General features: G+C 42.0%; 15 protein-coding genes. 10 read left to right on the top strand and 5 right to left on the bottom strand.

The features are described from left to right. The first annotated feature begins 15 nt into the window (after positions 1-15). The 4 genes from OV592_RS11265 to OV592_RS11250 all read left to right on the top strand — a co-directional run bounded on the left by OV592_RS11265 (position 16) and on the right by OV592_RS11250 (position 7,456). On the top strand, positions 16-1,710 hold the full coding sequence (locus OV592_RS11265) for an autotransporter assembly complex protein TamA (RefSeq protein ID WP_406608641.1): 1,695 nt from the start codon (positions 16-18) through the stop codon (positions 1,708-1,710). Further along, entirely contained in the window at positions 1,707-5,495 is a 3,789-nt protein-coding gene (locus OV592_RS11260) for a translocation/assembly module TamB domain-containing protein (protein ID WP_406608640.1), read from the top strand. Before OV592_RS11265 ends, OV592_RS11260 begins: the two co-directional genes overlap by 4 nt. 39 nt (positions 5,496-5,534) lie before the next feature. Beyond that, positions 5,535-5,867 carry a nitrate/nitrite transporter NrtS gene (gene nrtS, locus OV592_RS11255; RefSeq protein WP_406608639.1) on the top strand — a complete coding sequence of 111 codons (333 nt, stop codon included), beginning with the start codon at positions 5,535-5,537 and terminating at the stop codon, positions 5,865-5,867. 218 nt (positions 5,868-6,085) lie between these two features. Next, positions 6,086-7,456, top strand: a complete 1,371-nt coding sequence (locus tag OV592_RS11250; RefSeq protein ID WP_338621341.1) for a glycoside-pentoside-hexuronide (GPH):cation symporter — start codon at positions 6,086-6,088, stop codon at positions 7,454-7,456. A gap of 72 nt (positions 7,457-7,528) precedes the next feature. On the opposite strand, the gene OV592_RS11245 is transcribed toward OV592_RS11250, so the two are convergent. Continuing rightward, on the bottom strand, positions 7,529-8,386 hold the full coding sequence (locus tag OV592_RS11245; protein ID WP_221077085.1) for a tetratricopeptide repeat protein: 858 nt from the start codon (positions 8,384-8,386) through the stop codon (positions 7,529-7,531). 131 nt (positions 8,387-8,517) lie between these two features. On the opposite strand from OV592_RS11245, the gene OV592_RS11240 reads away from it, so the two are divergent. Next, on the top strand, positions 8,518-9,327 hold the full coding sequence (locus OV592_RS11240; protein WP_249483686.1) for a response regulator: 810 nt from the start codon (positions 8,518-8,520) through the stop codon (positions 9,325-9,327). Between the two features lie 12 nt (positions 9,328-9,339). On the opposite strand, the gene OV592_RS11235 is transcribed toward OV592_RS11240, so the two are convergent. Further along, positions 9,340-9,624 (bottom strand): HlyU family transcriptional regulator, encoded by a 285-nt coding sequence (locus OV592_RS11235; RefSeq protein WP_016403255.1) that lies wholly within the window; start codon positions 9,622-9,624, stop codon positions 9,340-9,342. Positions 9,625-9,740: 116 nt separating this feature from the next. Between OV592_RS11235 and OV592_RS11230 the strand changes: the two genes are divergently transcribed. Then, on the top strand, positions 9,741-11,150 hold the full coding sequence (locus tag OV592_RS11230) for a DNA recombination protein RmuC (RefSeq protein WP_406608638.1): 1,410 nt from the start codon (positions 9,741-9,743) through the stop codon (positions 11,148-11,150). 2 nt (positions 11,151-11,152) lie between these two features. On the opposite strand, the gene malZ is transcribed toward OV592_RS11230, so the two are convergent. After that, positions 11,153-12,988, bottom strand: a complete 1,836-nt coding sequence (gene malZ, locus OV592_RS11225; RefSeq protein ID WP_406608637.1) for a maltodextrin glucosidase — start codon at positions 12,986-12,988, stop codon at positions 11,153-11,155. A gap of 184 nt (positions 12,989-13,172) precedes the next feature. Between malZ and OV592_RS11220 the strand changes: the two genes are divergently transcribed. Further along, positions 13,173-15,038, top strand: coding sequence for a diguanylate cyclase (locus tag OV592_RS11220; protein ID WP_406608636.1), 1,866 nt, complete (start codon positions 13,173-13,175; stop codon positions 15,036-15,038). Here the strand turns inward: OV592_RS11220 and OV592_RS11215 are convergent. Beyond that, positions 15,035-15,733 (bottom strand): pseudouridine synthase, encoded by a 699-nt coding sequence (locus tag OV592_RS11215; RefSeq protein WP_406608635.1) that lies wholly within the window; start codon positions 15,731-15,733, stop codon positions 15,035-15,037. The two genes, OV592_RS11220 and OV592_RS11215, sit on opposite strands and share 4 nt — an antisense overlap. Before the next feature lie 46 nt (positions 15,734-15,779). Here OV592_RS11215 and OV592_RS11210 point away from each other — a divergent pair, with 46 nt between their 5' ends. Next, positions 15,780-16,427, top strand: coding sequence for a single-stranded DNA-binding protein (locus tag OV592_RS11210; protein ID WP_406608634.1), 648 nt, complete (start codon positions 15,780-15,782; stop codon positions 16,425-16,427). A 33-nt stretch (positions 16,428-16,460) separates the two neighbouring features. On the opposite strand, the gene OV592_RS11205 is transcribed toward OV592_RS11210, so the two are convergent. Beyond that, positions 16,461-16,964: a DUF3087 family protein gene (locus OV592_RS11205; protein ID WP_406608633.1), complete on the bottom strand. Its 504-nt coding sequence runs from the start codon at positions 16,962-16,964 to the stop codon at positions 16,461-16,463. 209 nt (positions 16,965-17,173) lie between these two features. On the opposite strand from OV592_RS11205, the gene OV592_RS11200 reads away from it, so the two are divergent. Together OV592_RS11200 and OV592_RS11195 are read left to right on the top strand one after the other, a co-directional pair. After that, positions 17,174-18,337 carry an efflux RND transporter periplasmic adaptor subunit gene (locus OV592_RS11200; protein ID WP_016403248.1) on the top strand — a complete coding sequence of 388 codons (1,164 nt, stop codon included), beginning with the start codon at positions 17,174-17,176 and terminating at the stop codon, positions 18,335-18,337. Positions 18,338-18,347: 10 nt separating this feature from the next. After that, complete coding sequence (locus tag OV592_RS11195; RefSeq protein WP_406608632.1) at positions 18,348-21,473, top strand: efflux RND transporter permease subunit; 3,126 nt, start codon at positions 18,348-18,350, stop codon at positions 21,471-21,473. Positions 21,474-21,488 lie beyond the last annotated feature (15 nt).

The raw sequence follows: 21,488 nt of genomic DNA, 5'->3' as shown, positions 1-21,488 counted from the left end.
TAAGGATTTGTGCATTTGTTTTTTCGCTTGTGGCCGGTGTTGCTTGTTTTGTTTACCACTTCGGTAGCAGCGATAGATTTTGATTACCAAGGCATTTCTGGGGAGTCAAAAGATAATGTAAAAGTCTACCTAGAAGCACAAACCTTTCCCGATAACAGTAGTGCCCGCCGTATAATCAGCGCCAGTAGTGAACAAACCAAACGCGCTCTGCGTGCCCTAGGCTATTACCAAAGCGAAATTACCATAACAGAAACCGCAGAAAAAAAGTTCCTGGTGGAGGTAGAGCTAGGTGAGAGGCTGCGGGTAAACAACTTTGAACTGGATTTTGTTGGCGCAGCAACAAAAGACAGTCGTTATACAGGCGCTATAGCTCGCAGTGGCTTAGCAGAAGGACAAGTGTTTACCCATGCCGCCTACGACGGCCTTAAATCGGAATTCGACCGCTTAGCTTCTCGTTATGGCTACTTCGATGCGGTTTACCATAAAGCAGAAGTTCAGATCAGTATTGTAAACAATACCGCCGACATTTATTTAAGTTATGACTCTGGCGAGCGATATCGCTTTGGCGACATCGTGTTTACAAATCCTGAATTACCACGAACCATGTTTGCTAATTTGGCTGAGTTTAATAAGCAAGATCGTTACGATTCACAAAAGGTAGGCGAGTTTAACCAGCGATTAGGTGAAACGGACTACTTCCAAGTCATTTCTGTACGACCGGATATTGGCAATCGACATGACGGTGAAATTGATTTACTGGTTGGTTTGCAATTAAAGCCGCGCGATACCTTTGAGGTGGGTGGCGGTATCACTACCGATATTGGCCCTAGAGTTAGGTTAAAATGGACTCGACCGTGGGTGAACGAAAATGGCCATAGTATTACTTTTGAGATTGAAGCCGCAGAGCCAAAGCAAAGCGCTCAGTTTGTTTACCGGATCCCCATAGATAATCCAGTGGACGATTACGTGGATATTCAAACCGGTTATATTCGAGAAAAAACCAATGACACCGAAAGTGAAAAGACTATTTTGTCTACCACCCGTCAATGGCGTTTAGATAACGAATGGAAACCTTCTTTGTTTTTAAAGTGGCAACACGAAGAATACCGACAGGCAGATCAGTATTCGGTATCTGATTTGGTGCTGCCTGGCGCTAACTTTGCTCGTTTGCGCACCCGTGGTGGTTTAGACCCATACTGGGGCGATAACTTACAAGCTAGCTTAGAAGTGGGTCATCCTTACTGGGGATCAGATGTAGAAATGTTGCGCTTAGCGGGTTTGGGTAAATGGCTACGTTCTTATCAAAATCATCGCATCTTACTTAGAGCCGATCTTGGTGGCATTCTAGTTGATGATATTACCGACGTACCTGCATCTATGCGTTTCTTTGCCGGTGGTGACCAAAGTATTCGTGGATATGATTATAAAACCATTAGCCCAAAAAATGACGACGGCCAATTGATTGGTGGTAAATATCTCACCGTGGGTAGCGTGGAGTATAACTATCAATTTGCTGAAAAGTGGCGTTGGGCTACCTTCGTAGATGCCGGTACAGCAACGAATGATTTTTCTGAGCCCGTTTCTGTTGGTGTTGGTATGGGTATTCGTTGGCTAACGCTAATTGGCCCTCTACGTTTAGATGTTGCGAAGGGTTTACAAAATGAGTCTGATCCGTGGCGTATTCATTTTTCTCTAGGGCCTGATTTATGATTTTTCGGGCTGTTAAATACACGCTAATTTCTATAAGCGCATTACTATTTTGTTTGATACTTGCGTTATCGTTTACGCCAAGTACCCAATGGATACTAACTAAGGTTAGTGACTTAGTTGATGGTCTAAGCATCGTTGAGCCCGATGGTAATCTGTATAAGGGCATAAAGGCGCAACAGCTGAGCTGGCAGCAAGCTGGCTTGTTGGTTGAGTTAAATGATTTAGAGCTTGCTTTAGACTGGGTGTGTATTAGTCAAACTAAACTCTGTGTCGAAAAGCTGGTTAGCTCAACGCTTACTGTTGAGGTAGATACTCAAGCTATGGCCCAAGCCTCAACAAGCGAGCCAGAACCTCTTGAGCCAGAGGAAGACACCGGCCCTTGGCAACCTCCATTTCCATTTGTGGTTAATCTACTCAATGTGAGTAACGCTTCTATCATCATTGATGGGATAGATATTTCTTGGCAGAAAGTGCTTATTCAAGCAAATTGGGCAGAAGACAATATTCAAGTAGAGCAGTTGCATTTAAACAACTGGCAAGTTGCGCTATCAGCAGGTAGTGAGCAGGAAGAGCAAGCCAAGACAAGCAGTGAAGAATCTAAGCCACTATTGCCACTGCTCATCGAAGTACCACAGATCACCATGCCATATCGGGTAAATGTTAGCGATCTTCAATTAATAGAAGGTAAGTTAAAGCTGGATACCCAAGAGCTAGAATTTCCTGTCGCTAAACTACGTGGAGTCTTAGGTTTTGCAGAACTAGAGTTAGCGAACTTATACGTAGAAAGCCCATGGGGAAATCTGCAACTTAGTGGTAAGCAGGCATTTCAAAACCGGTATGCATCTCTGCTAGAAGGCGCTTGGGAGATGCCACTGGCTGACCAACAATTGCGCACCAACTTTCGCTTAAACGGCGATGGTGACGAGCTAAATGCTGAAATTACCACATCCGGATTGATTGAAAGCCAATTAGATAGCCAAATTGCTTGGCTACAAACAAACCTGCCTTTTGAATTAAGAGCTGACCTAAACAAAGCGTTTAGCTTGGTTGATGAACAGCTCACGTTGACCAGTCTAAGTCTTAACACCAGTGGTGACCTAACTGGTTATCAATTACAACTGCAAAGTGACTTAGCTGGTGTTCAAGACCTTTGGTTAAACGCACAATTACAAGGTGACTTGAACGAGCTACAAGCATTTGACATTCAAGGTGAGTTACTTGAGAAACTCGTCATAGATGAAAGCAGCGAAGATCAATTGCTCGATCAGAATAAGTTAAATGGTACTGAGTTTAATGAGTCAACCCGCAAGGTGGTTGGTGGATTTCAATTTAGCGGTACTGCAGCTTGGGCGCCTACCTTAAGTGCTCAACTAAATGCTGACATAGATAATTTGCAGCTTAGTCATTGGCTAGATCTCGGCGAAGATATGGCCCTGCCGGACTTAGATGGCAAACTTGTTGCTAACATCGAAGATCAAGTGTGGTCGTTAGATAACGCGGATATTACAGGTGAGTGGTTAAAGCTTCCTTTGAGTATTCAGGCATCAGCAAGTGGAGACTTAGCAAAACAAACTAATCAAGTTGATGCATTAATCGCTCTAGCAAATACTCAAATTGATAGCAGTGTGCAGTTAAACGAACAAACCATTTCAGTAAATGCCAATTTAACAGCAACTCAATTAGCAGAGTTACCTTGGTTAGAAAGTGGGGCAGCAACAGCGCAAGTTAAAGTAACTGGCGAGCTCAATCAGCCCACAGTCAATTGGCAAATTAAAGCCGAGCAGATTGCAAACAAGCAAATAGCACTTGATGCCGTAACCAGTAAAGGAAACCTGAGCTTAGACGAAAGCTTTTCTGGTCAGCTTAATCTTGCTCTAGCTAATCTTAAAGTCGCTGGTGAAACAGTAAACGAAGCAACGCTTAAGTATATGAGTAAGAATCAAAATCAAACGCTTAATCTGGCGGTTGAACAATCTACTCGTAATCTACATTTGGATTTAACAGGTGGAGGCACCTTATCTTCTTGGCAAGGTCAGTTGTTAAAAGCTGATTTAACTGCAGAATTGGGCACTTGGTTCTTATCAAATCCAATCAATCTTGCTTATCAAGACTCGGTCGCAAGTGTTGGGGAGCACTGCTGGTCTCGCGACGACAGTGAGTTGTGTTTGTTATCGCCATTTTCTACTGACGGCAATAGTAAGCTGGACTTGCGGGTAAAAGACTTTGATTTTCTGGCATTAAATCACCTTCTGCCAGAGGGAACTGAGTTGCAGGGGCAAGCATCTGCAGAAGTTAACGCGCAGTTTAGTCAATGGGTTCCAGAAACAGCAAAAATAAACTTACATCTAAATCCGGGTTCAGTTATACAAAAAACTGAACTCAATGAAGTAACCTTAAGTTATCAAGTATTAAGCCTAGACGCTGATCTAGAAGGTGATACCTTGCAGTGGCAAGCCTTATTTGAGTCAGAAGAGTTAGGTGCCTTACGTTCATCGGGAGTAACTTCGATTGATAAAGAAGGACAAATAGACGGCAAATTAGATATCGACAATATTCGTCTCTCACCTTTGCTTCCATTTGTAACTGTTCTCGATAACTTAGAAGGTCGAATAGACGGTGAAGTTGTAGTTAAAGGGCAGGTAATTTCACCTAAGTTAGATGGAGAAATAAATCTAACTGAAGGATATGTATCTGGGCCCGATGTGCCCTTGAGTATTGAGCAACTAGAAACGCAAATCTTGCTAGACAACCAGCAAGCCAATATCTCCGGTAAATTTAATAGTGAAGGAAGAACAGCTCAATGGCAGGGCGAATTTGCGTGGCCCAATAATAACTTAGAGGGTGAGTTGGATATAAATGCCAAGTTGCTTCCAATTATCGTTGATCCTTACGCTACCTTAGCCGTTTCGCCAGATATTAAAATTAAGTTAATCGACGATCTTATCGACATTGGCGGCACGGTAGCCGTAGAAGAGGGCGCGATAAAAGTTAAGTCTTTGCCAGAGTCTGCAGTTTCAGAGTCTTCGGATGCGATTGTCATTGAAGAGCAAAGCGAAGCTGTTGCTTCTCAGCGTACAAAGATAGATGTAACAGTGACCTTAGCCGAGGAGATTACCCTTGAGGCCTTAGGCTTGAACACCAACTTAAAAGGTCATTTAAACTTAAAACAACAACCTAGCGAGCCCTTGCTGGCAGATGGACGTATCGAGTTGGTCGATGGGCGCTTTAGAGCTTACGGGCAAAACCTACTTATTGAGAAAGGTTGGATCATGTTTACTGGTCCTTTAGAGCAACCTTATCTTGATATTCAAGCAGTACGTAATCCAGATACGATTTCTGATGATGTCACCGTTGGGGTGCAAGTTGTTGGTTTAGCCGATGCGCCTCAGGTTAGTTTGTTTTCCGAGCCATCGATGTCGCAAAATGAAATGTTATCTTACCTACTACGGGGGCGGGCATTAAGTGATAGCGAGCAAGATGACAATGCCTTGTCTTCTATGTTACTTAGTGCTGGTCTCGGCAGAGCAGAAGGGCTAGTGGGTAATGTAGGTAATACTCTTGGCTTAAATGATTTGTCACTAAGTACCGCTGGTTCTGGCAGTTCCACTCAAGTAGAAGTGAGTGCCTATGTATTACCTGGGGTCCAAGTAAGATATGGCATGGGAGTTTTTGACCCAGTTAACGAACTAACCATTAAATATGAGATCTTGCCCAAATTGTTTATTGAGGCATTCTCTGGCTTAAATAGCGCACTAGATGTTTATTACGAGTTTTACCTAGAATAAACCATGTGTTTGGTTTGCAATGTATAGATAAGGATCATCATGAATAAACAAATCATGGCAAGAGCTATAGTTGTTGCTGTCATCGTTGGTTCGATCTTAAACCTAATAAACCAATGGGATATTGTTAACGGTGCGAGCCCTAAGTGGGGCGCGCTATTATTCACCTACTGTGTTCCGTTTTTAGTATCTTATTTTAGTGGTGCGATGGCTAACGGCAATAAGTCAGCTAGCAATAGCAATGATGAGTTAATCGAACAGCTTAACCAAGAGGTACTAAATCTAGAATCAACACTAGAACCACTCACTCCATTACCTGCAAGCACTAAACAAAGCCTGCTTAGCATTAAATCGCTGTTAAAATCTAACGTTTAATTGTCTACAAATAGCCCACTAAGTTTGATTGTTGTTTAACATCTCACTCATTCCACTTGTTACAAAATTACGTTTTAGTATTTAGTTATATATGTTGCTTATGAGCTGTGTCGCATATGATGGATATCGTAAATAAGGTTAACTATAAAATAATAGCCTGAATAAACTTGTTGAACCAAAATTGTTTCCGAAAAATATAAGATGATTTCGGAGATCAAATGAGCACAATTAACCTAACGGTTAAGGAAAAAGTAGCCTACGGTTTGGGCGACATGGGATGTAATTTTGTTTGGCAAACGGTGATGCTGTTCTTAGCTTACTATTACACCGACGTATATGGCCTATCCCCGGTACACATGGGTACCATGTTTTTGTTAGTTCGTTTTATCGATGCGATAACCGATCCAATAATGGGATCGTTAGTAGACAGAACACGTACTAAGCATGGTCAATTTAGACCTTATATTTTGTGGATGGCCATCCCATTTGGCATCGCCTGTATGGTGACATTCTATACTCCCGATTTAGGTTCTACCGGCAAGGTTATTTATGCCTATGCTTCATACATCTTGCTAACACTAATGTATACCGCCATAAACGTACCTTATTGTGCGATGGCAAATGCCATGACCAACGATCCTAAACAACGTGTGTCCTTGCAATCTTATCGTTTTGCTTTAAGCACCGCAGGCGGTTTAGTGGTAGCTCTGGTAGCTCTTCCTTTGGTTCAATACATCGGACAAGGTGATGAACAAAAAGGCTATCTTGGTGCGATGGTTGTGATGGGTATTGGCGCAATGTTGCTGTTCTTTTATTGTTTCGCAAATACCAAAGAGCACCATACTGCTGAGCTTAGTCCAAGCAAAAAAGGTTCTACCTTTAGTGATGTGAAGTTATTGTGGAAAAACACCCAGTGGCGGGTATTGTTTATCCTAAATATTGTTTTGCTCACTGGTGTTGTTTTAAAAGCAGCTTCGACCATGTACTACGTAAACACAGTTATGGGGCGCGCCGATCTAGCCACTATGATGATGGTGGCAGGAATGCTGGCTAATATTGTTGGTGCAATGGCGTCTTCGCCAGTGCTTGGCCGTTTTGACAAGATTAAAACCTATAAAGTGCTGATTGGGATTTCTGGGGCTCTATCAGCTGCAATGTTCTTTATTGATCCTAGCAATGTGATTTTAGTGTTTGTTGTAATGATAGTGCTAAGCGTTGTGCAAATGAGCACTACACCGTTGTTGTGGAGCATGATGAGCGATGTGGTTGATTATGAAAAATCACGCAGCGGTCGTTCGTTAAGTGGCATGGTGTTTTCTACCAATCTGTTTGCAATTAAAGCTGGCATCGCTATTGGTGGCGCTATGGTGGGTTGGATTTTAGCTGGTGCAGGTTATGTTGGTGGTGCTGAGCTCCAATCAACCCAGGCAACTACTTGGATTAACCTCTTGTACACCTTTATCCCTGGAGTGTTTTTCTTCTCCTTGGTATTTGTAATGCATTTCTATCGCTTAGATGCGAATACCTTAGAACTGGCAAAACAACAAAGCCCAGAGCAAGCTAACAAGCTAGCTGCCGATGCAGTGTAAGCCAAATAGCATTTAATAAAAAAGCCAACATCAGCGATGTTGGCTTTTTTGCATTAGGCTTTAGCTTTACTGCTAGTACAAAAGGCTGAAGTACTTTCTGCGGTACTGAGAAGATAAAGGGTCGCCATTTAGAGTGGCTAACATATCTAAAAAGTTCTTTTTAATCTGGCCGTCTAGGCACTCTAAGTCTTTTTGAAGTATCGCTAGCAGCAGTTCAAGAGCTTCTTGATTACGACCTGCTTGAGAATACTGAATAGCTAAGCTTAAGCGCAGCTCAGCGCTATCTTCAGCTGTGTTCAGTTTGCTTTCAAGTGCTTTAATCTCAGGGCTTTCGGCTGCTGCTTTTAGAAGTTCCAGCTGGCTTTTTAACTCATGAAAATCGGCTTGTTGGTCCTCAAGTGGTAAGCCGTTTAACAGTGTTTCGGCCTCGTCTGCGATTTGGTTATTAAGCAAGGCTCTAATCAATACCAAGATAATGTCGTTACGTTGAGGGGCTAGATTATGAGCTTCACGTATCACGTTTAATGCTTCTACCGATTGGTCTTCTGCTAGTAGCTCTTTAGCTTTTGCTAACAGTTGCTCCTCAGGTGCAGGTAAATGACGAACAATGGTTTCTGTAACTTGCTCCGGAGAAGGAATGTCGGCAAAACCATCAACTGGGCGACCTTCTTTTAGGATTACTACAGCTGGGGCTTGTGCAACACCAAGTTGCTGAGCAAGCGGTGCTAACTCATCCATATTAACCCGAGCTAAGGTAAAGCTTCCGCCGGTTTGTTGATGGATTTGTTGCAGTAAAGAAAACAGTGGCTCGCACTGAGGGCTAGAAGGCGACCAAAAATGCACCACTACTGGCAGGTTCATTGAACCTTCAATTAACACTTGTTGGGCGTTCTCAAAACTAATATCGATAACAGACGTTGTGGGCTGCATAGCGTTTTCCGTTGGTTGTTTAGCCTTAATTTGGTGACTAAAAGCATGTTTTTCAAGTAAGAATGCTAGATTAGCAAATTAGCGATAAAAATGGATAGCTTAAAGCGGTACTATGGACATTCCTATTGTTAGTGAAACAGGATGTTATGGATACACTGTCGTTAGCTGATCTTACGATCTTATTAGTAGAACCTTCAAATATGCAACGCAACATCATTCGAACGCGATTGCATGAAGCGGGTATTGATAATTTTTTAATGGCAGAGAACTGTCAACAGGCCCTGGACCTCGCAATTAAAACTGCACCAGATTTGGTGGTTAGCTCTATGTATTTCAGCGACGGTACTGCTACCGATTTAGTGCAACAGTTACGAGCTAATGACTTAAGCCGTGATGTGGCCTTTATGTTGATTTCTAGTGAAGCCTGTCACCACACCTTAGACGCAATTAAGCAAGCGGGTGTTATTGCTATTTTGCCTAAGCCTTTCGAATTCACACACTTATTGTCTGCGCTGCAAGCAACCATTAGTTATATAGAGCCAGATAGTGAAGTTATCGATAACTTAGATTTTTCTGATAAAACGGTACTGGTTGTAGATGACAGCCAAACAGCTCGCCGTCATATTTCAAAAGTATTAGAAAACATTGGTTTAACTAAACTGATTTTGGCAGAAAATGGTCAGGAAGCGTTGTCGTTGATGGTTAACAATCAAGTAGATTTGGTGATTACCGATTACAACATGCCAATAATGGATGGGGCGGCATTGATTGAAGCATTGCGCCAACATCCAACCTTTTGTGAGATCCCAGCTCTAATGGTTACGTCTGAAAATAATTGCGCCAAGCTTGATGGTGTAAGGCAAAGCGGCGTATCCGCTTTAGTCGACAAGCCTTTTGATATTGACGCGGTAAAACAGGTGCTAACCCGGTTGTTTGATTAGCACCGCTGTTGCTTAATCGAAAATTTGATCACCCATTTGATCAATAAAGGTTTTACATTTGTGCATGGCTAGTTCGGCGGCGTCGTCTGAGCTAGCGCATGTATCAGAGCGGATAAACATGTGCTCTTTCAATTCACCATTTACAGTTTTACTGATTTGAGCCGCCACACGGTATTGCCCATTTGCAGATTGTGGCTGAGGGGCAATGGTGAACTCGTTGTAAACTTCCGCTGGATAGCTTTTGGGGGTAACTGGCGCAGCTTGGAACATTTTCTTTAAAGCTGAAAAGATACTCATCTTAATGATTTTCCTAAATTTAAGCTAAAACATGTACTACAGCTTTAAGATTGGCGAGCTGCATACTGTATGATGCATGATAACGAGCAATTCAACATAATCGCAATGGATTTACTGTGAACTTAGAGACTATTTTTTCTCAATTTAACCAAATGAGTGCTGCTATTACTTTTTCCTTACTTTTTTTACTAATTGTAAGCCTGTTGGTAATTAGCATAAAAGGTAAAGCTTTTTCCAAAAAAAACGATGAGTTTACGCTGTTAAAAAAACAGTTAGAAACTGAATTGCTAGAGCAAAACCAAGCTAATCAACAATTACAGCAGCAAGACCATGACAAAGACATCTCACTAGCCGAATTACATACCGAACTGCAACACCTGCGAGAGCTTAAGGAAGAATTAGTTATCTGCCAGCAATTGTTACAACGTGAACAGCAACGCTGTGCTTTATTGCAACAAAAAGACATTGCGCTACAAGAACGAATCAGCTATTTGGAAAAAAGCGAAGAGCGAGTCAACAACCAGTTTGAGTTGTTAGCTAATCGAATATTCTCAGAGAAAGGCCTAGAACTACAACAACAAAGTAAACAGAGTATTGAGTCGGTATTACTGCCTTTAAAGCAGCAACTGGATGGTTTTAAGCAGCAGGTTCAACAAAGCTACGAAAACGAAGCCAAGCAGCGCCATTCCTTAAAAGACCAAATTGTTACTTTGCAATCGCTTAATCAGCAGATTAGTGAAGACGCAGTGCGCTTAACTAAAGCGTTAAAAGGCGATAATAAACAACAAGGTGACTGGGGAGAGCTGATATTAGAGCAAATTTTGCAATCTTCAGGTCTTAGAGCTGGGCACGAGTATCAAACTCAGGTAGTAGGGGTTAATCAACATGGTCAAACCATTAAACCCGATGTTGTAGTTAAACTGCCGGACAATAAATCAGTTATTGTTGACTCAAAAGTAAACCTAGTTGCCTATGAGCGTTATTACAACAGCGAAGATAGTGAAGCTCAGTTAACTGCCTTAAAAGAGCATGCTAAAAGCTTACGCCAACAAATTATTGGTTTATCCAAAAAGGATTACCATACCTTGTATCAATTACCATCCTTAGATTATGTATTGTTATTTATCCCAATTGAAGGTGCTTACCTCAGCGCTTTAGAGCAAGATCCTTCGCTAATTAACTTTGCGCTAGAGTCCAATATATTGCTGGTGAGCCCAAGTAGTTTGATGGTGGCGCTTAGAACAATTCAGAACTTATGGAAAACTGAGCACCAACAACAAAATGCCCAAGTGATCGCACAACGGGCAGGGAAGTTATTCGATAAGTTTGTTGCGTTCACGGAAGATTTAAAAAGTCATGGCCAACAACTGCAGCGATCTAATGATAGCTATCAAAATGCCATGAACAAACTCAGCACTGGTAAAGGAAACTTGGTTAGGCAAGCCCAGCAACTAAAAGACTTGCAAGTAAACGCTAACAAGTCTTTAGATGCGCAATTACTGACAGATAGCCAGTATGAGGAATAAGCCTATTGGCTAATTAATACCATGGAAGATTGAGCAGCTAGTGATAGCGCCAATTTTCCATCTGAATCGGCGACCAACTCTTCACTGCTATCAAATACTTTGTAAGGAACCTTGTCTTGCAGGTGGGCTAGGTTTAAGTCTAGCTCTTGAGACTCTCCTCGATTAATTACCACAATACTCTGTTGCTCTGGAAGCCAACGCATAAACACCCATACGTCGTCATTCTCAAGCAGGCTTATAAGGTCACCTTGTTGTAATTCACTACGCTGTTTGCGCAGCGAAATTAGTTGCTGGTAATGGTTAAGCAAAGCGTGTTTCCATTGCTTCTCATCCCAAGGGAAGCAACGGCGACAGTCTGGATCATTAGCGCCAGTTAAGCCTACTTCATCACCGTAGTAAATTGACGGCACACCGATATATGTAAGCAGCATAGTAGCTGCAATTTTTGTAAGCTCTTCACTTTCGTTCACTAAGTGAGAAAAACGCGGCGTGTCATGGCTATCTAATAGGTTGTATTGCGCTAACTGATTGGCGAAGGGGATAGAACCGCGCGCTTCGGCCAGCCAGGTCGCTAAATCAGCTGCGTTAAGTTTAAGAGGTACGTAGCGCGGAACATCAACACCCGCCAAGAACGCAACTATGGGTTGGTTAAAACCGTAGTAGTTCATGGCTGCGTCTTCTTGGTCACCTTGCAGCCATTGAGTTGCCTCTGCAAAGTGTTCTCCTATCATGTAGGCTTCGCTGTTTGTTTGCTTGATAGACTCTCTAAACTTAGCCACATAATGGGCATTGTTTTGTGCGCTATTATGTTCACCAAGCATGTGAATGACATCGAAGCGCCAAGCGTCGATAGAGAAGGGCGGCTTTAACCAGTGTTTTAGTACGGATTGCTCACCTTCATAGATAGCTTGTTGCACCTCAACGTTGGCAAAGTTTAACTTGGGCAAGGTTTCAACGCCTTTCCATGACCAATAGTTGCCGCTTTCATCAAAGTGATACCAATCTTTAAACAGTGAATCTTGGTTATGGTAAGCGCCGCCTTGATGCTGCTGATAGTAATCCATCCAGTGATGTTGATTAGACGTATGGTTAACTACCGCATCTAGCATTAGCTTCATCCCACGGATTTTCATATTTTCTGATAGGCTTATTAAAGCCTCGTCACCACCGAAGTGGGGTTCAACCTTGAAGTAGTTGGTACAGTCGTACTTATGGTTACTTGGAGAACAAAAAATGGGGTTAAGGTAGAGCGCGGTTATACCCAGCTCTTGCAGGTAATCTAGCTTTTGTTCAATACCAATTAAATCACCGCCATAAAACTCTGTTGCGCCGGTACCAGAATGAGATTTTGCGACCGGCTCTCCCCATTGTTTTTGAACAATTTTTCTACCATCTTCTTGGTAGCTGTAATTGTCTTTGTTCGGCGTTAAGCTTGGGTCGCCATTAGCAAAGCGTTCCGGGAATATCTGATAGAAAACTTGCTGCTTCGCCCACTCCGGCGGTTTAGCTTGGCTGTTAATTCTAAAGTGAAAATGTTTTTGTGGTAGACGAGAAGATTCACCCGCTGCATGTAAATAGCATTGGTTGTCTTTGCTTAAAAACTTAAAGCAATAAAGTGTTAGCGGAGAGTGCGGGCTAACAGGAATGCTGATTTGCCACTTAAGCCAATTACCTTCAATGCTCGGCTTGGTCATTTCCATTAACCATTCTTCGTGGTCTGGTTCTACTCGTACAAACACCTTGTGGTAGTTGTGATTAATGGCGGTATAGAGAGTAATTAAATAGCTGTCTTGCTGCTGTATAACCTGACTTTGTGGATGAAAGCGAAAATCAGTCATGTATTTACCTTTTTGTTTTTTGCTAAGTATCCTAGCAGCAGGGCAAGCATTCAAGTATGAATATTGAATTTCACATTATTTGATTTAGCCTTTGCTTTTTTAACTTTAACGGCAGTTTTAAAGAGCAAAAACGCTTCAGTTGTTTAATAATAGTTTGTATCTAAATAGATTTTAAAGTGCACAATTGAATTCACGTTTTCTTAAAAACAACATTTCTTGGCAAAAAAAGGCAGGCTTTTGGGCGCTGTTGGTCACCTTATTGTTTGCTGCGGTGCTTTCTCATCGCTACCAAACCATAAAGCATCAAATTGTAGAAGAAGTTGAATTGTCTTTTGGTGGTTTTAAGACAGCTAACAAGCATTTAATAAGCCTGTTGTCGCAACGATTATCACTGTTAACCCGCACGCTAGGCCTACTTAACTACGTTAATGATGAATCTGAGTTAACACTGGTCACGCTCGCTACCGAGTGGCAGCGAATTGCTCGCGATGTGAATTTAGAGGGTAACTTTTACTACGTTCACCGTGATGGACGCGTTGACCTTGCTCTAAATCAAAGCAAAGAGGGCCACACTTTGGAGTGGAGCTCTGGTATTAACCCAATCATTAAAAACTATTTTAAAGGCCTCTCGTGGAGAGATGAGGGCGTTATATCCACCAAGGTTATCTACGATAAGTCTAACCAACAAACTTACTATGTTTTGTATATACCGGTATTTGATAAGTGGTCAAAACTGGTGGGTTGGATGGTTAATGAGTACGACCAGCAGGCGATTAATCAAACTGTACACTTCGTTGGTCGTCCGATGTTAGTCGAGCGCGCGGTTATTGTAACTAGCGACGATATCGTTATAGAAGGCGACTTTAGCCAAGATACCACCAAGAAGTTATTGAACTTGGTTGGCAAACTAGATTATTCATCACTTAGTGACTATTTCGATGACAAGCCTTATCGAGATGCTGCTTCGCCCTATGATGTAGGCAGCGGCTTAATGTTTACCTCAGTACTTGATGAATACGAAGATTCAAACCCTAACACTGCGTTTTTGTATATCTCTTATAAAGACTTAGCCACAGATAGCCGACACTGGTTAATATTTATCGCAGTTGTCTATCTGGTATCAATTGTTGGATGCTTCTTTGCCGCTTATTTAACCGAGATGATTCGCCGTGAAAAAGCAGTTGTTGAAGAACTTAACGCGCTACGAGAAGCTGCTTTTGAAGGAGAGTTTTCACAAGTTATTATTAACCCTACGGGGAAGGTAATGCAGGCGAATCAATACTTAGCAAAAAAAGTAGGTGTAGATGCTGAACAAATGATTGGCACTAAGCTTACGGATTTTGGCCAATCTGACCCTGGATTTGATGAAGTACTTAAAATTGCTGCTGAAGAAGGCAGTTGGTTAGGAGAGGTTTCTATACTTGGTAATAATGGCCTCAATACTATTCAACAAATGACCGTAACGGCTGTTTATTGGCAAGGTAAACTGCATAACTTTGTTTGCTCTAGTATTGATATTAGTGCTCAAAAAACGCTTGAAGACAAGCTTATGCAGCTGGCCAATACAGATCCTTTAACCGGTGCGGCAAATCGTCGTCATTTTGAAGACAGTGTATTCCTGGAGCAAAGCCGTAGCGATCGCAATGGTTCTCGTTTTTCAATATTAATGATTGATGTTGACCACTTCAAACAGCTCAATGATCAATATGGTCACGATACGGGTGATTTGTGTTTGATTCGTTTAGTAGAAACAATTACTAAGTTAAAACGAGAAACTGACTTACTCGCCCGTTGGGGCGGAGAAGAGTTTATTATGCTACTGCCCGAAACCGACCTTACACAGGCAATAAATTTGGCTGAGCGACTGCGACTTGCCTTCGAGCAAGATAAAGCTGTGCCTAGTTTTACTTGTAGTTTTGGTATTACTCAAAGCGAAAAAGACTGTAGCTTTGCTAAACTTTACAAGCAGGCTGATAAGGCTCTGTACACGGCTAAAAATAACGGGCGAAATCAGGTAGTTGAGTATGCATCTATGATGGAAATGGATTAGTTGAAGTTCGCTATTTCTGTTTGTGTTAGCTCTCGATACTCACCGGCTTGCAATTCAATATCTAGTACTATGCCGCCAATTTTTTCCCGGTGTAAGGCGATTACTTTATTGCCTATCGCCGCGCACATTCGCTTAACCTGATGGTAACGACCTTCACTAATACTCAAAATGAACTGCTTTTCATTGATACGTTTAGTTACGGCGGGGAGAGTGGGTTTATCTTCACCTCGCAGCAAAAGGCCTCTTGCAAGTAGCTGAAGGTCATTATCGCTAATTGCATCGGCAAGGCTAACTCTGTAATCCTTAAACTTTTTGCTATTGGGGCTCGTGACTTTATGTGACCATTGGCCATCACTGGTCAAAAGCAATAAACCTGATGTGTCTACATCCAAGCGTCCGGCAGCATGTATTTTAAGTGGTGAGTCTATTAATGACATGGCGCTGGGGTGGTTAGCTTCAGCTTCAGTGCTTAAATAGCCTATTGGTTTATTTAACATGAAATACTGATGTTCGATTAGCTTCAATTCTTTGCTATCTAAACCAACGTTGTCACTCTCACCAACAGCAAATTGTGCATTTGTTTGGAGTTGACTATTCACTGTCACACGTTTGTTTTTGATATACTTTTTAGCATCGCTTCGTGATATGTGCCCGGCTTTAGATAGGAATTTGTCTAATCGGCAAGGGTATTTCATAATGGGGTTCTGTTGCTACTTTGCTGTGGCACAAGTTTACTAAACTATGCCGTTAAAGGCTTCAAGTGGAGAAAAGTTTTTGCAAGTAATCTGTCGCTCATCGGTAGAGATTCTAGGCAACATTGTGTCTAAGGAGATTACTCTACGCTACTTTAGTGATGGCACTGCCATTACCCAGTTTGAAGTGTTGTTCAAGCGAAAGCCTAAAGGAAGTGGCAAGGAGCAAGTAGAAGTATTTCAGCTTAATGCTCGAGGAGAGCAGGCGGAAAGAATTAAACAGTATGCAAAAGCCGGCGATGGTGTGGTGATCAGTGGCCACTTAAAAAACCAAAAAGACAGCAAAGGTACTATCACTAGTGCCATTGAGGTAGAACAAGTGAGTTTCGTTGGCGCACCTTCTCAACTCTATTGGAATAAAGTTACTTTGGTTGGTGAAATTGTCGGAAAGTCTTCTTTGCGAAAAAGTATAAACAATCAAAGCTATTTAAAGTTGCAAATTTCTACTGATCAATCTGATCAACAACATGTAGTTAATTGCAATCTATGGGCTTATCCCGCAGAACTAATTGATAAACAGGCAAATATAGGTGACAAGTTAGTCCTTGAGGGGGCGCTTAAAAAGGCTTTTGCTGAAGATAAAGCCATTTCTCCGATCCTAGTAGACGGTCATACTTGTCTTCATTTAAAAGCCTGATTTTTAGCTTTCAATTTGCTTAGTAAAGCGAACTTAGTACTTTTCTAATGCGCTGGTGGAGTAGTTGTTGGCATTAATGTTTAGATTAAACTGTGCTGCTTGTTGCTCAAGTTTGTTCTCAGAAATTGTTAACTCGTTGAGCATAAGGGTATTGTCATCTAACTCCCAAATTTGACGACTACCTAAATACGAAAACTTAACGATCTCAAAAGCCGTTTCATCCGCTTTATTCATGGCTTTGGCTAAAGCTGCCATTTTGCGATTAATTTTGTTGAGTTCTTGCTTTAAGCGCCAAACATACATGACCTCATAAAACCATTCTCTGTCTTTCAACGTTAATACCACTGGGACAATGCTAATAACAGCTGCTACCACTCCCAGTAAGTTTAGATAGAAATTATCAGGACCCTTGGAAAACAGCGCGATAAATAGGCTCGACCAAAATAGGGTGAACAAAATCAACAAACCTGAAATACCGATATAGGTATAGCGAGAACGTTGTTGATAAACGGTTTTGTTAATCTTTTGAAACTGCATGTTTAGGCCAAAGAGTTTAGTTTGGTTTAGATGGTATCAAAATCAGGCTTTTCCAGGAAATGGAAAGCAACTCTGAGCATAAAGTAAGCTGTTGTTTAATATTTAGAAAAATGTTGGTTAAAAGTAAGTACTTTAGTTTTCATGCTTCCACATAACGACTATGATTAGTTATGGTTTACTCGGTACACAAAAATATACAAGGAATGTTTATGAACCGCACACCTGTTGTAGCTCGTGTGGCAAAGGCTTTGGGCCTAACAATTGCCTCACTTTCGTTTTTAAGTGCGTGTGACACAGCACCACCTCCACCTCCTGCTGTTAAAGCAAATGTGAAAGTTCTTGAAGTTGCTATGAAAGAAGTAACGCCAAGTAATGATTTTGTTGGCAGAACTGAAGCAACCCAAGATATCACTATCAAATCTAAAGTGCGTGGTAACTTGTTAAAAACCAACTTCGAAGAAGGTAGCATTGTAGAGGAGGGCGCTTTACTGTTCGAAATAGACCCTGCGCAATACGATGCTGCAGTTAAGGCTTCTAAAGCCCTAGTTGCACAAGCAAAAGCTGCCTACGATACAGCTGTTTTAAACTTTAAGCGTGGTGAAGGCCTTATTAAGGATAACTTCATTAGCCAGTCTGACTATGACAACTTACTATCACGTAAATTACAAACAGCAGCATCTTTACAAAGCGCGAATGCCGAATTAGATAACGCAAAACTTGAGCTTGGCTACACCAAAATTTATGCGCCGTTTACTGGCCGTATTAGCCGAGCGGCTGTTTTTACCGGTGATTTGATTTCACCTGATCAAACCGAGCTGGCCGATCTAGTTCAAATGGAGCCTGTTTGGGTTAACTTCCAACTACCAGAAAAGGTGCTTATTGAGGCTCAACGTGCTCATAAGTCTGTTACTACTCCTTTTAAACTTAGCGACTTCCCGGTAAAAATTAAATTTCCTGACGGCACCATGTTCGATGAAGTCGGCAAAATGGATTTTGTTGATAACCGAGTTGATGCCACCACAGGTACCTTAGCAATTCGTGCCGAATTCCCTAACAAAGAACACATCATCGTTCCTGGCCTATATGTAACCGTAATTATTGAATCGCCAGAAATGCAAGAGGTGATGTTAATTCCTCAACGTGCGGTACAAGAAGACCAACAAGGTCGTTATGTGCTAACCGTTGATAAAAAGAACATGGTTGGTCGTCGTAATGTTGAACTTGGCCAGCGCTATGGTATCGACTGGGAAGTAGAGAAAGGCTTAGAAAAAGGCGACTTGGTTATCACTGAAGGTTTACAAAAAGCCCGAGTTGGCGCTGAAGTAGACCACGAAATGGATACTGTTCAACCATTCTCTGATACCCAATCTTAAGGAGTCGGTGATGATTAGTAAGTTTTTTATTCATCGACCCAAGTTTGCCTTTGTTATTTCTATTGTTTTAACTTTGGCTGGCTTTTTGTCGATACCGGTATTGCCGGTAGCAGAGTTCCCCAATATTTCTCCGCCAATGGTCTCGGTAACCACCAGTTACCCAGGGGCTAGTGCAGAGGTAGTTGCAGATACCGTCGCTAAGGTAGTTGAAGCCGAAGTAAACGGTGTAGAAAACATGATCTACATGGAATCAAAAGGTGCGAATGATGGTAGTTATACCCTCAACGTAACTTTTGAAGTGGGCAGTAATGTTGACATGGCACAGGTCAACGTACAAAACCGTGTTCAACAAGCAATGCCCCGTCTTCCTTCCGAGGTGCAACGAAATGGTGTGAAAGTAGAGAAACAAGATCCAAGTATTCTGATGATGCTTAACCTTGTTTCTCCTAACGAATCTCTAGATAACCTGTTCCTAAATAACTATATGGGGATCAACATTAAAGATAACCTTGCTAGGGTTAACGGGGTATCTAAAGTAAGCATTATCGGTGGCATGGACTATTCGATGCGTATTTGGTTAAACCCAGACCGCATGGCCAGTTTAGGTGTTACCGTAGATGATGCTATTGCATCGATTCAAGAACAGAATATACAAGTTGCAGCAGGTCGAATTGGTGCAGCACCAGTTCCGCGCGATCAACAATTCCAGTACACCTTATCTACTAAAGGTCGTTTAAGCCATCCAGAAGAGTTTGAAGAAATTATTATTCGTTCAAACCCTGATGGCAGTGCAGTATATCTTAAAGATATTTCACGAATAGAGCTTGGCGCTGCGAGTTATGACGCAGAAGCGATGTTAGATAACAAAGCGTCTGCGTTATTGTTCATCTATCAAGCGAGTGGTGCAAACGCTTTAGAAGTGGCTAAAGGTGTTCGTGAGGAGTTGTCTCGTTTAGAAGAACAATTCCCAGAAGATATGGACTACAAAGTGTTGTACGACACTACCCAGTTCGTTGAAACTTCAATTGACGAAATGCTTGAAACACTACTTATAGCAATCGCACTGGTAATCTTTGTTGTTTACATCTTCTTGCAAGATGTAAGGCAAACCTTGATTCCTGCTATTGCAATTCCGGTGTCTCTTGTAGGTACCTTTGCGTTTTTGCTTGCTACCGGTATGAGCATTAACACAGTATCTTTGTTCGCCTTGATTCTTGCGATTGGTATCGTGGTCGATGACGCTATTGTTGTGGTAGAAAACACCACACGTTTAATGCAGGACGAAGGGTTAAATGCTGTTGAAGCGACCACTAAGTCTATGCAAGAGGTTACAGGCCCTGTTGTTGCTACTACATTGGTGCTATTAGCTGTATTCGCACCAACCGCCGTAATGCCCGGTATTACTGGTCAAATGTATGCTCAGTTCTCTATCACCATTTGTATTTCGGTACTTATTTCGTCAATTAACGCACTGACGTTGAGTCCTGCTTTATGTGCTTCATTGTTGAAGAAACCTAAAGTTCACGAAAAAGGTTTTCATGCCTTTTTTAACAAGCACTTTGACAAAGCGACCGGCAAATACACAGGTTTTGTAAGTGGCATGGTACGAAAACTCTCTATCGTTGGCATCGTTTATGTATTGCTAATTGGTGCTACCGGTTACTTAGCTACCTCACTTCCTTCTGGCTTTGTGCCAACCGAAGATAAAAAAGCCTTCTTTATTGATGTGCAGCTACCAAATGGCGCATCCATTAACCGTACTAAAGAAGTTGTTTCAAGGATGGTCGATGAGCTAAATGAGCTTGAGGGGGTAACTAACGTTATTTCAGCTAGTGGTTATTCGATTATCTCTGGCGCCGTTTCTTCAAATGCAGGCTTAATGGTAGTGATTCTATCTCACTGGGATGAACGTAAAGACCCTGCTTTAGTTGAATCTAATATCGTTCAGCGAGCGAATGGCGTGTTAGCCAGCTACAACGAAGCCCAGGCAGTTGGCTTCTCGCTACCTGCGCTTCCAGGGGTTGGTACGGTTGCGGGTGTGGAGTTCTTTATTCAAGACACGCTAGGTCGTACCCCTGCTAGTCTAGCAAGCGTGATGCGTGCGACAGCTGTTGAAGCGGGTAGTGCACCTGAATTAGCTGCTGCATTTAGTACTTATCGTGCAGATGTGCCGCAATTGTTCGTAGACGTCGACCGACAGAAAGCTAAGGTTCAAGGAGTGCAGTTAAGCAGCATTTTCATGACCTTACAGACTATGTTAGGTTCAATGTATGTGAATGACTTCAACCGCTTTGGTAAAGTTTTCCGGGTAAACATGCAAGCCGAAACTGAATTTCGAAATTCAGAGCAAGACATTGCTCGTTTCTATATTAGAAATAAGTTTGATGAAATGGTTCCTCTCAATACTTTAGTTCAAGTAGAGCCTAAGTTAGGGCCTGAATACATCAACCAGTTCAACTTGTATGGCGCCGTTAAGATGAATGCTTTCCCTGCACCAGGGTTTAGTTCAGGCCAAGCGATTGATGCAGTGAAGCGGATTGCCGAAACCACCTTCCCAGCAGGTTATACCTATGAATGGTCGGGTCAAACCTACCAAGAACTTAAAGCGGGTAACTTAGCGCCATTTATTTTTAGTTTGGCCTTAATATTTACCTACTTATTCTTAGTTGCTCAGTATGAAAGCTGGACGGTTCCTATCTCCGTAATGCTGGCGGTTCCAATCGCTATCTTAGGTGCATTTGTATACATTTGGATCATGGGTTCAGATGTAAACTTGTATACCCAAATTGGCTTAGTATTGTTGATAGGCTTAGCGTGTAAGAACGCGATCCTTATCGTGGAGTTTGCTAAGCAATTACGCGAAGGCGGAATGAGCATTCGAGACGCTGCTGTTAAAGCTGCACGCTTACGCTTTCGAGCAGTATTGATGACAGCGTTCTCTTTCATTCTTGGCGTTATTCCTCTAGTGATTGCGACTGGTGCTGGTGCAGCTAGCCGTATTTCTCTAGGTTACGCCGTAATGGGTGGGATGATAGCTGCAACTATTGTTGGTACCTGTTTAGTGCCTGTTTTCTATGTAATGCTGCAAGGCTTACGAGAAAAAGTAAAAGGCGTTAAGGATGCTGAAGACCAATAGTTAACAAAGGTTTAA

The organism is Agarivorans sp. JK6 (genome assembly GCF_045277145.1).
Taxonomy (GTDB): domain Bacteria; phylum Pseudomonadota; class Gammaproteobacteria; order Enterobacterales; family Celerinatantimonadaceae; genus Agarivorans; species Agarivorans albus.
The sequence above is the reverse complement of the archived record's forward strand: the minus strand, read 5'-3'. Positions and strand labels throughout refer to the sequence as shown.